This is a genomic window from Marinomonas epiphytica (assembly GCF_054780655.1).
This window is the reverse complement of sequence record NZ_BAAGVX010000038.1, coordinates 354,238-368,672: the sequence shown is the minus strand read 5'-3', so window position 1 is coordinate 368,672 and position 14,435 is coordinate 354,238. Positions and strand designations below refer to the sequence as shown.

Below are 14,435 nucleotides of genomic sequence, written 5' to 3'. Positions count from 1 at the left end.
AAGCTACAGTTAGTGCTGGATAGGAGGATGTGAGAAACCTTCTTCGCTCACACCACGAATGACGTTGATAGAGCGGATCACCATTCCTAAACCACTGACGGCCATAGAAAAGAAAGCAAAAGGAATAACTGCTTTAATAATCCATCGATAAGGTAATCCACCTGGGTCACCACTGGTTTCACCTAGGCTATAAGCCTCGTGGGCAAAGCTAATCCCGTAGTACCCAACTAATAAGGTAAACGGCAACAAAAAGAAAACGCAACCAAATAAATCAATCCATGCTTTACTACGAATCGATAAGTTCTCGTAGATCAAATCCACTCGCACATGGCCACCATGTTGGATCCCGTATGGGATTCCGAGTAAGAAGATAGCCGCATACAAATGCCACTCCAGTTCCTGCATAGCAATAGAGACGTCATTAAATACGTATCGCATTAGAACGTCATAAAAAACGTTAAAAAGCAGGACAATAAAGAGTAAAGCAGAAAGTGTACCTAGTAGATTTGAGAAACGAGTAATACCTCGTTCTAGGTTTTGTAACACCATTATAAGCTCCTAGAAAATGATAAAACGGGAGCCATAATGCTCCCGTTTTAAATGAGGTTAGTCTGCTAGAGCGTCAACACTGTCCAAGTATGCGCGATCTGAAATGTTAGTCCATACTCGAGCTTTCTCCATGTAAGCTGCTTGCGAGTCTAGAATTTCTTTTGCTAATGGATCAGCGGCTGCTTTCTCATCTAACAATTCTTGGTTAGCTTTTTTCATTGCTACCAAAACATCGTGTGGGAAAGTTTTCACTTCTACATTTGGGTACTCAGTTTTCATAGTAACCCAGTTCTCAGCACTCTCATGGTAAGACTGGATGTACATATCATATGACGCTAGCTTCATCGACGTATTCAAGATGGCGCGTAAGTCGTCTGGAAGTTTTTTCCAAGTACGTTCGTTAACTAAGAACTGAAGCTCTGTCGCAGGCTCATGCCAACCAGTGTAGTAGTATGGCGCGATTTTATGGAAGCCCATACGAAGGTCTAGAGAAGGTCCAACCCACTCCAGAGCATCAATTGTGCGACGCTCAAGCGCTGTGTAAAGTTCGCCAGAAGCAATGTTTGTTGGTTTAGCACCTAACTTAGCCATCACTTCCCCAGCAAACCCAGGAATACGCATCTTCAGACCTTGAAGGTCTTCAAGAGAGTTGATTTCTTTTTGGAACCAGCCACCCATTTGGTTACCAGTGTTACCACCTGGGAAAGACAATAGGCCAAATGGTTTGTAGACTTTTTGCATTAGGTCCATACCGCCACCGTAGTAGAACCAGCCATACTGCTCAGGTGCTGTCATACCGAAAGGCATTGTGGTGAAGTATAGAGTGTTTGGAACCTTGCCTTTCCAGTAATAAGATGCGGAGTGACCCATATCATATTGACCAGAACGAACCATATCAAAAACACCAAATGGTGATTTATGTTTGTTAGCAGAGTCGATTGTGATTTTTAAACGACCGTTAGACATTTCCTCTGCAATGCGAGCCATATTACGTGGTGCATCACCAAAAATAGGGAAATTAGAAGACCAAGTTTCGGCCATCTTCAACTTGTATACACGATCTGCAGAAAATGCAGGTAAAGAGAAAGCACTGATTGTTACTGCTGCGGCAGCAACGAGAGAAGTAATCTTTAAGGATTTCATTGTTTTTATCATCCTGCTATCAAGTTAAGAAGTGTTTTTACACCTTACAGCATAATAGCAGTTGGCAAATAAAGCAGAGTAAATTCCTATTTATTTGCTTTAGCAATGCTAAAGATGGCTTCACTTCGATTATTTTTGTTGAACAGTTAAAGCAAGACTAATAATCCCTTGAATAAAAAGTGCAAACAATTCGTACGAATACCGAAAACGCTTGGAAAACTACGCACAAAACTACGTATTAATACCTACTAATTAATAGTTCAGCTAACAGACACACAACGACTTAGTCGGACAGGCACCCCCACTTCTTAATATAGGAAGACAAACGGGAGCCTAAAGCCACCAAAAGGCAGCCACTAAGACGTAGCAACGGATTCGAGCTAGTAACCATGCTCAGTTACAGTAATTATGCCTGTCCATCCAATCAATGATTTTTATGCTACTCCTGTAGTTCATTTTGGAACTCTTCGAGATAACCAACTTTTTCTAAGAGTTCATTCGCCTGTTGCGATAGGCCTATTATTTTTCTATTAATTAGCGAATTAATTGCACCACGAAGTGCATCTAAGTTCATTACATCGCACGATTCAACTTGCCTTCTAAGGTCAACTAACTGAAAACCAAAAGATTGCGCCTGTTTAATCATCATAATCATTTTAAGGTCCTCATCACTAAACACCCTGTATCTTCCGTTTTTAGTGTTAGGTTCAAGAAGCCCTACCTTTATATATTTCTGTATCACTCTATCTGAGATACCTGCTAGCTTAGACACTTCTCCGATAAACATAGTCTCCTCCAAAAAGCATAGGTAAATTCATGCTCAACCTTATTACGCCGCCTTTATAATACTTTTCTTATCAAGTCGTCTGCGCCGATTATGAGCAAGACAATATTGATTAACAGAAGCCTCTTGCCCGACAATATTTTTAGTATTTTTTTCAAAACTATTTGCTAATAGTAACCAACACTCCGTTGTCACATTAATTCGCTGCAATATGGGTTGTGCTGACATATCTATAACGCCTTTTTTATTAACGCAAATAGCTTTTCCAGTTATGTCTACAAGCGTAAGGTAATCCTGCAAGGCAAATGGCAAACCTATTTGATGAGCTTGCTCTAAGTGACTTAAGAAAGGAAATAGACATACAGGCTGGTTGCCTTTTTCAGCGCTAATGACTCGTTGCTTAAAACTTGTGAAATTTGATTTTTCAGGTAATTCACTCTCTTTAACTCTCAATGGGTTTAAATCCACATAAGCCATACATGCCATCAGTGCAGACTCGTCTAATAAAGCCTGAGATTTGAACCTTCCTTCCCAGAAATGCCCGGTACAGTCGTCTTCTGTATTAGCCCAACGAGCAATCGGCTCGTTCAACTCTTTCATAAACCAGCTGATACTCGCTAATCGATTTCGGTATGTTTCCGCTAGAGTTTCTAACAAGCGTTTTTCTCCGCTATCTAAAGGCTCGCCACGTAAGAATTTCTGAGTAATGCACGTTCCTTTATGCAGCCGATGCCATCTCATTATTACTTCCATTAACGAGCAATGCTCAGCTTCAATAGAATTTATATGAAGAACGACATGAATATGATTTTGCATGACGGCATAAGCACAAATATCAATTGAGAACACTTTAGAAAGAAACCAAAGCCTCTTTTCTACCCATTCTCTTCTATGCTCATAACTTACTCCGCTAGCGTGATCTTCTCCGCAAAGATAAGCCCTTCTTACGCAACGAGAAATACAGTGGTAATAAGGGGTATCTTCAAGACAAATTTGTTGGTTTCTAGCAGTAGGCATGGTGGTAATACTCCTCTTCCCTGAGAAAATATTTTTTAATTATAGCTAAGAAACAGCAAAGCGTTATCCACGATGAAATTAAATATGCCTGTCCTGACTAGACTATGTGCCTGTCCAAGTTATGTGCCTGTCCAAGTTATGTGCCTGTCCAAGTTATGTGTTCCTAGTTAGGAGTTCGCAGAGGTGCCTGTCCTGGTTGGAAGGTAGAGGGTGCAGTGAAGCACCCTTGGGGTAGTTAGGATTGGAATAGGAAGTTTTTAATTAGATCTTTGCCACCCTCTGTTGCGAAGGACTCAGGATGAAATTGGATACCTTGAATGGGGTATTGCTTATGGCGAACACCCATGATTTCGAACTCCCCACCTTGCTGAATCAAGCTATGGTTGTTGAAGTTCTTTTCTTGTAAACCACCCACTGCAGCGGTGACTTCTAGTTCATCAGGAAAACTCTCTGCTTGCGCAATAAGAGAGTGATATCGCATGACTTCTAGTTGATCTGGAATATCATGAAAGATGCCTTGCCCATTATGGGATATAGGGCTGGTTTTACCATGCATAGGCAAGGGAGCTTTTACAACTTTGCCGCCAAAAACATGACAAATCCCCTGCATGCCAAGACACACCCCCATTAATGGCGTCGTTTTTCCAAATTCAAGAATAACGTCTGCACATACCCCGAAGTAAGATTTATCATCAGGCGATCCAGGTCCAGGTGAAATGATGATTCGGTCAGGGGAGGCTTTTCGAATATCTTCTAATGTAACCTCGTCATTACGTTTTACAATTACCTCGAATTCACTAAGCGAACCTTTGCTCGCTTCGGACTCTAATACTTCGCCAATAAATTGGTACAAGTTGTAAGTAAAAGAGTCATAATTATCGATAATATATACTTTCATACTGTGTCTCTTACTTGTCTTGATCTACTGAAGGGGCGAAGCTGTCAAGCACTCGCTTTGTACCTGCAAATTTACGCTGAATTTCTTCATACTCATCTTCAGCATTTGAATCATATACATTACCACCACAGGTTTGCACATAGGCTCTTTGACCTTTAGCAAATACAGTACGTATAGGAATAGCAAACATGCAATCACCGTTAAAAGAAAACTGCCCTACTGCTCCGCCATAAGGTCCGCGGCCATCACTTTCTAGGTTATCAATGATTTTCATGGCTTCTATTTTTGGCGCTCCAGTTAAGGTACCCGCAGGGAAATTACTGGCTAATGCGGAGAACATGTCATGTTTTTCAGACATAATGCCGACAATTTCACTAGAAATGTGCTGAACGTGACTAAAGCGTTTGATATCCATTAGGCTACGAACTTTCACTGTCCCGAAGCGAGCAACACGACCAATATCATTTCGATGTAGGTCGACAATCATATTGTGCTCTGCTATTTCTTTTGGATCATTTAATAACGCCCGTGCTAATGCTGTATCTTCAGTTTCATTAGCTCCTCGCTTTGCCGTTCCCGCAAGAGGAAATGTCTCCATTTCTCCTTGGCGCACTCTAAACAAAAGCTCAGGGCTCGCACCAATAACTTTTTGGTCACCAAATTTGATGTAATACATCTGTGGAGAGGGGTTCACTTCTCGCAGTTGTTCGTAGAGGTTTACGGTATCGCCTTCTAAGTCGAACCATTTTTTGAAACCGACTTCACATTGGAAGATTTTGCCATCGATGATATCTTGCTTAACGTTAGCAACTGCTTGGGCGTGGTCTTGCTTAGTCATAGATTCACCAGCAGGGCGAACAACAAGAGAGCCATTTTCGGGCGTATTCTCTGACATTAACTGGTTAACAAGATCAACTCGATTATCATCATAGTAAAAGTAAAATACTTCCCCTGTCATTTTGTCTAAGATCAAGCCATCTTTAAACAAACCAAAGCGAAAAGCGTCAAACATTTCACTTGCTTGCAAGTCTAAACTGGGCTCGAAGTAGTTCATACTATCGTAACCAATATAACCCGTTAACCCTCCCGCAAACCCTCTGGATAGAATATTTTGAGGGACAATATCACGCAATAAGTAGTAAGGGTTATCAGACTCATAGACTTCTGTACTGCCGTCTCTTTCTTGAATATACAGCTTCTTGCCCTCTGCCCAGATCAGTTTTTCGGGGTCAAAACCAATAATGGAATGACGCGAAATAAAACTTTCTTCGCCTAAGGACTCCAGCATAAAACACTGGTCAAATTGCTTTTCAATTTTCTTAAATAATTCAAAAAAATCGCAGTCAGAACTGATCGTGATGTATTTAGGTTTTCGCGGCAGCTCAATGCGAACCGGCTTTTTATTTGTTGTCATGCTTGTGCCATTTCCTTAAATGCTCTCGAGCCGCGGGTCACAGTGGCGATACCCACACCCAGTTGCTTGGCAATTTCTCTTTGGGGTAAACCTTTTTCTAGAAGAGCAAAAATTTCTAATCTGTGTTGTAACTCACTTAATTCATTTGGGGTCAGCAGGGCTGTCAAACGCTTTTCAAGGTCGTTGTCATCTGCCGAGGCTTTTAAGAACTGAATAAGGTCTTTCATGTGTCTCACTCTGATTACACTGTTACTTCTGCACTTACGTACTAGTACAGATATCTAAAAGTACAATAATTGAAAAAGACAAATACCGCAACACCGCTTTACATTAAAGTTTACCCTATAAGAATTTTTTGCTAGATCCATGTAACAAATTACATAATTTGGCGTCTAACGTTGAGTTCAATTATTTTGGAGATCTTTAATGGGCATTTTAATGGCCGTACTTATGGTGGTTATATTGCTACTTTCGGTGCCTAGCCCTCTTCGAGGCTGGGTCAGAAAATGGCAAGGAATCTTAGCTGCTGCGGCTTTTTTAGGAGGCGTTTGGAATTTTTTTTGGTATGGGGCTCAGCATATTGGCGAACTATGGGGGAATGCTTCTTTGGTTTCAGGATTGCTCATGATGCTTACAAGCCTTCCTCTGCTAAAAACAGAGCTTCTGCCTTCTTTCCTGCAAAAGCTCACTAGCAAGGCTCAACATAAAACTCGATGCTTCCCACAAGGGCTTTACGAATTATGTTTAGTCATTCTGTTTGTATTCTTCTGCCTGTACACCTATAACCTACTAAAGCTAAATATGGTGCATTAATACCATTAAGAAAGGACCCTGCTTGTAGTTGCTAGGGTCCTTCAATTAGAGCTATAGCTTAAATTGGCTAACAAGTCCCTTCATATGTTCTGCGTGGTTTTCTAATTCCAAGCTTGTTTCATTTGTACTTGTCGCCCCAGATGCAGTTTGGCTTGCAATTGTAGTAATGTTATTAACATTTGCATTAATACTGTCAGTAACACTTCTTTGTTGTTCAGCAGCACTAGAAACTTGAATAATTAGGTCATTCAGCTCCTCAATGTTGTCGAGAATCTCTTTAAGCTTCTGATTCGCCTCATTCGTTCTTAATTCCGACTCTATAGCCTTTTCACTGCCCTGCTTCATAGCGTTTACAGCTTCTATGGCACTGGCTTGCAACCTCTCAATTTTTTCTTGTATGGCTGACGTTGAGTCCTGCGTCCGTTTGGCAAGTGAGCGAACCTCATCAGCCACTACGGCAAAACCACGGCCTTGCTCTCCAGCCCGAGCAGCCTCTATTGCAGCATTCAACGCCAGCAAATTCGTTTGCTCGGCAATTTCGCGAATTACATCCATAACTGTTTGTATCTCTTGGCTATCCTGACTCACTCGATCTATCACCTGTCCCGAATATTTCACATTTTCAGATAAGGCAGCCATTGATAAATTTGATAGATGTAACACTTCTTGACCTTGCGCCGCGTTCCCTCTCATATTATTTGTTGATTGTGCAGAAGTGATTGTGTTATCCGCTACATTTTGGGCTGTTGCACTTAATTCAGTCAAAGCTGAAGCAAGCTGAATAACATCGCCCTGCTGCTGGCTTGCACCTTGCAAAGTTTCAGAAGAAATCTTAGCAGACTGCTCTGCAAGTTTAGAAATATGCTCACTTGAGATAACCACTTGCTTTAAAAGTGGCTGAATCTGATCTAGAAACTGATTACATGCATGACTTAATTGACCAATTTCATCAGTAGAATAGTGCTCTATTCTTTCCCGAAAATTACCGTCAGCAACTCGCTTCATAAAGTTCGTAAGCACCACAACTGGTTTAGAGATTTTTCCAGAAAACCACCAAATTAAGGTAATAGATAAAGCAGTTATCAACAAGCCTGCTACTATAATCCATATACCCTGAGAGAACTGCTTCTCATTAGTTGACTGATTTAAAGCTATAAAGTCAGCCATCACAATTTTCTTTGGTACACTCACCCAAAGACCCCAGCTATCTAACCCCTTACCAATTTTTATGCTATTAACTGCGCTAATAGTTGGGCTTTCGTCATCAGATAACAATTCGAATGAACTATTCTCCATTGAAGACACAATACGATCTGTGTGCTCATTGAGAATGTCTTTAATATTGTCACCAGAATGAACTCCTTTACTATCAGATACAACTGTCCCATTTCGGCTAATAATGAAGACTTGACTTTGCCCATTGTAAAGCGCCTTACTCAAGTCCTGAGCAACACTCTCAAAGCTTTTTAAAGAAATATCTACCCCTGCAATACCCAAGAATCTACCACTATCTAGAATGGGACTGACGATAGAGGTCATCATTGTATCGACCCCATTAACGGGGTAAGAATAAGGATCCAGCAAACAACTTTGCTTAGAGAATCGAGTGCATGAATAATAACTTTCGTTATCATAACCGAGCAAAGCTTCAATTTTAGGTGCTCCGTTGGTCGACAAAGTCCAATATGGCACTAACCTACCGGTATGGTCATAACCTTCAGTTACTTGGTTTTTATAGTGCCTGTCCTCGTTATCGAGAGCGTTTGGCTCCCATGCTGTATACACACCAATTACATTTGGAGTTGAGACAATTGTGTCTTTAAGAATGGTATTAATATTATGCCTAAGGACGTTCACCGTTCCTTGGGATTCAGCGCTTTTTTTTAAACTAGCAAAAGTCCGAGCTTGCTCTTGAGTCATAAGTAATGCTTGCTGCATTAAATTACTGATGTGCTGAGCACTATTTTCTAAATGTCCCTCTAATTGCTTTTTAAAGAGCTCATCCACCAACTTTTGCGTACTGTGCTGTACACTATTATGTAATTGCTTATTTGATATAAAAGAAAATGACGATAAACACAAAATAGCGACTAAAGTAGTCAGCCCTGTAACTAAAGCAATTTTCATTTGAATGGACTTCATTAACCAACGCTCCTGTATAGTTAAAGAGAATAGTGGAGTTGTTACATTGGCTAAATAGCGAAAACCCACTGTGTAATTTTTTGTAAGTTCGCAATTTTAATGAAATCTAACTCATTGTTCCATATGAAGTAGATGATTTTTCTTAAAATCTTTTATATATGCTATTCATCGATAATTCCCACGCTCAAAGCAAAACGCAATAAAAAGCCCCTCGCAGAGATTAGTCCGGGAGGGGCTTAAGGATTGGCGCAATCGATCTAATCTAGATTTTCAGGACCAAAAGAGAAAGGTAGCAACTCATTCATAGTTAATGATTTACGCACTCCCTGAGGACCGCAGATGTGTATTTGCGTTTCTGCTACAGCAAATTCGCGAATTCGCTGGCGGCAACCACCGCAAGGAGTAACGAGCTGATCGCCCTTACCCATTACATATATGTCCTTTATCTGTTTTTCGCCAGCCATGACCATAGCTGCAATAGCGCCCGCTTCCGCACAAGTACCTTCTGGGTAGGAAGCATTCTCTACATTACAACCAGAGAATACTTTCCCTGCCGTTGTTTCAATAGCCGCTCCCACAGAAAACTTAGAATAAGGAGCATACGCTTTGTCCATTGCATCTTCAGCTAGCTGAAGCAGTGTCTCATTGTTGTTTCTCATACTAAGCTCGCTCTTTCACATAAGGGCGGCCTACGGCTTTTGGCCCAACCGCTTTACCAATAAAGCCAGCGAGTAAAAGCACGGTTAGAACGTACGGAAGCACTTCGATAGCCTGAACTGGCACTTCGCCAATACCAGGTAAAACAACCCCTTGTAAGCGAACAGCAACCGCATCTAAGAAACCAAATAACAAACAAGCAAACAAAACAGGAACGGGACGCCATTTACCAAAGATTAACGCCGCCAAGGCCATGTAACCTTTACCAGCACTCATATCTTTTAAGAAACCGGCATTATGGGCGGTAGACAGATAAGCTCCCGCTAAACCACACAAAACACCACAAATGATCATGGCACGATAACGGACGAGAGCCACGGAAATACCCGCTGTATCGACTGCATGTGGGTTTTCGCCAGTAGCACGTAAACGCAAACCAAAGCGAGTTTTATACACCACCCAATAAGTTGCTGGCACCATCAGAAAAGCTAAGTAAACCAGAATGTTGTGACCACTTAACAGCTCTGAATAAATCAGACCAATAACAGGAACATCCGCTAATGCATCGGCAAACGGAAAGGTAATAGAAGTAAAGCGAGCATCACCTGCTAAGGTAGGTGTTTGCCCACCCAAACCAAACCAGTCAAGCCCTAAGGTCACCGTTAAACCCGCAACGACGGTATTAATAGCCACCCCCGATACAATATGGTCACCTCGGTGCGTAATACACGCAAAGCCATGAATCAATGCTAGGAATATAGACGCTAAAATACCAAAGCCTAAGCCAACCCAAGCAGACCCATAAACGGCTGCCCCTGCAGCAGCGGCAAAAGCACTGCCTAATATTTTACCTTCTAAGCCAATATCGACGATACCAGAACGCTCAGCATACAAGCCCGCTAAAGCCGCTAATAATAATGGGGTTGCCACACGCATTGTGGCATCTAAAATCAGTATGAGTGTCTCAAACATATCTTTCTCCTAGGCCACTGATCTACGAATAAAAAAGCCTTCGATACGGTCTTTAAACATATGCTCAAGTGCCCCTGAGAAAAGAATAACTAGACCCTGAATAACAACCACGATTTCAGGTGTGATGCTTGGCAGCTCAAACGCCAGTTCTGCACCACCTTGATACAAGGCACCGAATAAAACAGACGCCATGATAATACCAATTGGGTGGTTACGCCCCATTAAAGATACCGCGATACCAGCAAAACCATAGCCAGCCGTAAAGTTCAGTAATAGATTGTGATTAACGCCCATAATTTCGTTGATACCCACAAAACCCGCTAAGCCACCTGAAATCAACATTACCCATATAGTAACGCGAACGGTATTGATGCCAGCGTACTTGGCAGCAGTCGGGTTAGTACCCAATGTGCGTAGCTGATAGCCCCAGCGAGTATGCCAAATGAGTCCCCACACTAATACACAGCAAATAAGCGCCCAAATAAAGGCCATATTCAAAGGAGAATCACCAATATCAATGCCGAGTGGAGATAACAACTCATGCAGGTAAGGTAGCCACGCGTTTTCATCGAAAGTACGACTATTAGGCGCCATACGGCCATCTTCTTTTAGCCAGTTAACCATTAGATAAACCATCAAAGACGATGCAATGAAGTTGAACATAATGGTTGTAATAACAATGTGGCTACCACGCTTAGCTTGCAGATACGCCGGAATATAAGCCCATGCAGCACCAAATGCCGCGGCGCCAATAATAGCGAGAGGCACTATCACTATGAAAGGTAGGGTGTGGTCAAATGCCAAGCAGACCAGTCCAACACCCAAGCCCCCAATGTAAGCCTGACCTTCACCACCGATATTAAACAAGCCAGCTTTAAATGCCACAGACACAGCTAAGCCAGTAAAAATAAAGTTGGTTGCGTAATAAAGGGTATAGCCCACACCTTCATCGTAGCCAAAGGCACCGTAAATTAGATAACCGGCCGCTTCAATTGGATTCTCGCCGATGGCTAAAATCACAAGGCCAGAGACGATAAAAGCTAACACTATGTTAATAAAAGGAATTAACGCAACATTAACCCATACAGGCACTTTCGGTTGACTCATGCCGTCTCTCCTTCTTCGTTATAGGCATTCGCCATCATTAAACCGAGAGTACGCTCATTTGCCTCTTTCGCATCTAGCTCACCCACAACAGCCCCATCAAACATCACTAAGATGCGGTCACTTAATGCCATGATTTCATCCAATTCTACCGACACAAGCAAAATCGCTTTACCTGAGTCTCTAAGTTTCACAATTTGTTCGTGTATATTTTCAATGGCGCCAATATCAACACCACGTGTTGGCTGGCCAATCAGTAGAACATCAGGGTTTTGCTCTACTTCACGAGCGATAACGATCTTCTGCTGGTTACCACCGGAGAAGTTTGCGGTCTTCAAATGTGGATTTGGCGGACGCACATCCCAATCCGCCATACGCTCTTTACACTCGTCCAACATTACTGAGCGATTCATGAGAACCTTACCGTTATAGTCGGATGAGTTATGATAACCAAGTACCGCAGCCTCATAGGCTTCGAAGCCGGTCACTAGCCCCATTTTATGGCGATCTTCTGGCACGTGAGCCATTTTAAGCTCTCGCATTTGTGCCGCATTTTTAGGATTCTGAGCATTGATCGTTTGCCCTGAGAAAGTAATCTCCCCCTCGCTCATCGTCTCAATGCCAGATAACACATTTAACAGCTCGCTTTGCCCATTGCCAGACACGCCCGCAATACCTAAGATTTCACCGGCTTTGAGCTGCAAGGAAACCTCTTTCAAGCGTTTTACACCTTGGCCATCAAAAAGGCTCAAGTCTTTTGCATTCAATAATACTTGAGCTGGTGTTGCCTCTTCTTTGTTCACAACTAGACGGACTTTTTTGCCCACCATAAGCTCAGCCAGCTCATCCGTAGAGGTTTCTGAGGTCTTTCTGTCTGCCACCATCTGCCCTTGGCGCATCACGGATATATTATCAGTGGAAGCCATAATTTCACGCAGCTTGTGGGTGATTAACAGAACCGTCACACCCTGCTCTTTTAAAGCTTTTAAGATACGGAAAAGGTGATCAGCTTCTTGTGGCGTTAACACTCCTGTCGGTTCATCTAGAATTAAAACCCGGGCACCGCGATACAATGCTTTAAGGATCTCCACTCGTTGCTGTAGGCCGACAGGCAACTCTTCCACAACGGCATCCACATCTATGTCTAAACTGTATTCTTGGGCTAAACGCTGCAGCTCTACACGCGCAGCCTCCATTCCTTCTTTTAGTAACGACCCACCTTCCGCACCTAGCACAACATTTTCTAGCACAGTGAAGTTGTCAACCAACATAAAGTGCTGGTGAACCATGCCAATACCGGCGTTAATAGCGTCCTGAGAGTTGCGGATATTAACCCGCTTACCATCAACCTCAATGTAACCTGAGTCGGCTTCATAAAAGCCATAAATTATACTCATTAAGGTCGATTTACCTGCTCCGTTTTCACCAATGATACCGTGTATTGTGCCCGCAGGGATTTGTAAGCAAATATCTTTATTAGCTTGAACGGCTCCAAAGCGTTTGCTTATATCGCGCAATTCTATTGCGTAGGGGATGTTATTCGTCATATTTAAATTCGTCTGCTTTAAATTAAGCTGCACCAAAACAAGGTGACAGAGTCAAAATTGTTAATAGCGGTTGCAAGCTTATATTTAGAGCATCTAAAAACTAGATGCTTATAAACAAAAAAGCAGTTGCCCACTAAGTAAGTGAGCAACTGCTTATCATACGATTAGTATGAGCAGGTACTGTCTGCCATGTAATCGTGTACTTTAATTTCACCGCTAATAATTTTAGCTGTGATTTCATCCATTTTGGCTTTCATTTCTGGAGTAATCAGATTCTTGTTATTGTCATCAAGAGCCCAATCAATCCCTTTTTCGGCTAGACCAAGTACTGTAAAACCAGCTTTCCATTGACCTGCTTCCGCTTCGCTGTAGGCGTTATATGCTGCTTGGTCGACTCGTTTCACCATAGAAGACAGCATTGTGCCTGGTTGCAAGTGGTTTTGGTTTGAATCTACACCAATAGCAAATTTACCTTCGTCTTTCGCTGCTTGGTATACACCGATACCGGTACCACCAGCTGCTGCAAAGACGACATCAGCGCCTTGTGAGAATTGGCTTTTCGCTAGCTCAGAACCCTTAGTTGGGTCATTGAAGGCTGCACCAGTCGAACCTGTCATATTCTGAATTACTTTAGCATTTGGCGTGATGTACTTAGCGCCTTGCTCGTAACCACAGCCAAACTTACGGATAAGAGGAATGTCCATCCCCCCCACAAAACCGACTGTATCAGTTTGCGATGCCATAGCAGCCAATGCACCAACTAAGAACGAACCTTCATGTTCTTTAAATACGATAGACTGAACATTAGGTAAGTCGATAACACCATCAATAATGCTGAAATGAATTTCAGGAAAGTCTTTCGCTACTTTTTCTACAGCTGACGTCATTGAGAAACCTACGGCAACAATCGGAGAGTAACCACGTTTCGCTAAGCGACGTAGTCCTTGCTCTACCTGCGCCTCATTCTTAGGTTCAAATTCACGAACTTGGATGCTGGTATCAGCGGTATAACGCTGTACACCATTAAACACGCCCTCGTTAAAGGATTTATCAAACTTACCTGCCTGATCATAAACTACTGCAGGCTTTGTGTTAGCCGCGTGAGCTACAGTTGTAGAGATGGCAAGCGCTGTTACAGACGCCAAAAAGACAGCTTTCATTCCAATTCCTCTTTTCTTTTTTAATTATAGTTAGACAGTTTACCTGTCCATACGGTCAAAAAATATACCTATTCGTGCAATACAGCAATGCGAAATTCAAAATTAATCCATTATTTTAGTGCATTTAACATAAAAAACAGATCAAATTTTCATCTTTTTCCGGTTTAAATTGCCTAAAAGAGCTGAAAAAGCCCCTTCGTATTTCAACCAGCAAATCTTGTGCCGCATAAAACGT

The 14,435-nt window shown here is 42.2% G+C and carries 14 protein-coding genes; 1 reads left to right on the top strand and 13 read right to left on the bottom strand.

Going from position 1 to position 14,435, the window contains the following annotated elements:
* Positions 1-9: 9 nt before the first annotated feature.
* The 7 genes from ACYVGZ_RS14190 to ACYVGZ_RS14160 form a co-directional block, all read right to left on the bottom strand.
* Positions 10-549 (bottom strand): TRAP transporter small permease subunit, encoded by a 540-nt coding sequence (locus ACYVGZ_RS14190; RefSeq protein ID WP_460756928.1) that lies wholly within the window; start codon positions 547-549, stop codon positions 10-12.
* A 57-nt stretch (positions 550-606) separates the two neighbouring features.
* Positions 607-1,692 (bottom strand): TRAP transporter substrate-binding protein, encoded by a 1,086-nt coding sequence (locus ACYVGZ_RS14185; protein ID WP_460756926.1) that lies wholly within the window; start codon positions 1,690-1,692, stop codon positions 607-609.
* A 439-nt stretch (positions 1,693-2,131) separates the two neighbouring features.
* Positions 2,132-2,479 carry a MerR family transcriptional regulator gene (locus tag ACYVGZ_RS14180; protein ID WP_460756923.1) on the bottom strand — a complete coding sequence of 116 codons (348 nt, stop codon included), beginning with the start codon at positions 2,477-2,479 and terminating at the stop codon, positions 2,132-2,134.
* A 42-nt stretch (positions 2,480-2,521) separates the two neighbouring features.
* Positions 2,522-3,493, bottom strand: a complete 972-nt coding sequence (locus tag ACYVGZ_RS14175; RefSeq protein WP_460756920.1) for a transposase — start codon at positions 3,491-3,493, stop codon at positions 2,522-2,524.
* Between the two features lie 235 nt (positions 3,494-3,728).
* Positions 3,729-4,391, bottom strand: coding sequence for an anthranilate synthase component II (locus ACYVGZ_RS14170; protein ID WP_460756917.1), 663 nt, complete (start codon positions 4,389-4,391; stop codon positions 3,729-3,731).
* A 10-nt stretch (positions 4,392-4,401) separates the two neighbouring features.
* Positions 4,402-5,805, bottom strand: a complete 1,404-nt coding sequence (locus ACYVGZ_RS14165) for an anthranilate synthase component I family protein (protein WP_460756914.1) — start codon at positions 5,803-5,805, stop codon at positions 4,402-4,404.
* Entirely contained in the window at positions 5,802-6,032 is a 231-nt protein-coding gene (locus tag ACYVGZ_RS14160; protein WP_460756912.1) for a Trp family transcriptional regulator, read from the bottom strand. The genes ACYVGZ_RS14165 and ACYVGZ_RS14160 overlap by 4 nt, the downstream gene beginning before the upstream one ends.
* A gap of 199 nt (positions 6,033-6,231) precedes the next feature.
* On the opposite strand from ACYVGZ_RS14160, the gene ACYVGZ_RS14155 reads away from it, so the two are divergent.
* Positions 6,232-6,618, top strand: a complete 387-nt coding sequence (locus tag ACYVGZ_RS14155) for a hypothetical protein (protein WP_460756909.1) — start codon at positions 6,232-6,234, stop codon at positions 6,616-6,618.
* Positions 6,619-6,669: 51 nt separating this feature from the next.
* Here the strand turns inward: ACYVGZ_RS14155 and ACYVGZ_RS14150 are convergent, their stop codons facing one another.
* The 6 genes from ACYVGZ_RS14150 to ACYVGZ_RS14125 all read right to left on the bottom strand — a co-directional run bounded on the left by ACYVGZ_RS14150 (position 6,670) and on the right by ACYVGZ_RS14125 (position 14,200).
* Positions 6,670-8,760 (bottom strand): methyl-accepting chemotaxis protein, encoded by a 2,091-nt coding sequence (locus ACYVGZ_RS14150; protein WP_460756907.1) that lies wholly within the window; start codon positions 8,758-8,760, stop codon positions 6,670-6,672.
* Positions 8,761-9,017: 257 nt separating this feature from the next.
* Positions 9,018-9,419, bottom strand: a complete 402-nt coding sequence (gene cdd / locus ACYVGZ_RS14145; protein WP_460756904.1) for a cytidine deaminase — start codon at positions 9,417-9,419, stop codon at positions 9,018-9,020.
* Between the two features lies 1 nt (position 9,420).
* A complete protein-coding gene (locus ACYVGZ_RS14140) occupies positions 9,421-10,389 on the bottom strand; it encodes an ABC transporter permease (protein ID WP_460756903.1) in 969 nt (322 codons plus the stop codon).
* A gap of 9 nt (positions 10,390-10,398) precedes the next feature.
* The gene (locus tag ACYVGZ_RS14135; RefSeq protein WP_460756901.1) at positions 10,399-11,496 is read right to left on the bottom strand and encodes an ABC transporter permease; all 1,098 of its coding nucleotides are present in this window, start codon (positions 11,494-11,496) and stop codon (positions 10,399-10,401) included.
* Complete coding sequence (locus ACYVGZ_RS14130; RefSeq protein ID WP_460756898.1) at positions 11,493-13,040, bottom strand: ABC transporter ATP-binding protein; 1,548 nt, start codon at positions 13,038-13,040, stop codon at positions 11,493-11,495. The genes ACYVGZ_RS14135 and ACYVGZ_RS14130 overlap by 4 nt, the downstream gene beginning before the upstream one ends.
* Before the next feature lie 164 nt (positions 13,041-13,204).
* Positions 13,205-14,200, bottom strand: a complete 996-nt coding sequence (locus ACYVGZ_RS14125; RefSeq protein ID WP_460756896.1) for a BMP family lipoprotein — start codon at positions 14,198-14,200, stop codon at positions 13,205-13,207.
* Between the last annotated feature and the right edge of the window lie 235 nt (positions 14,201-14,435).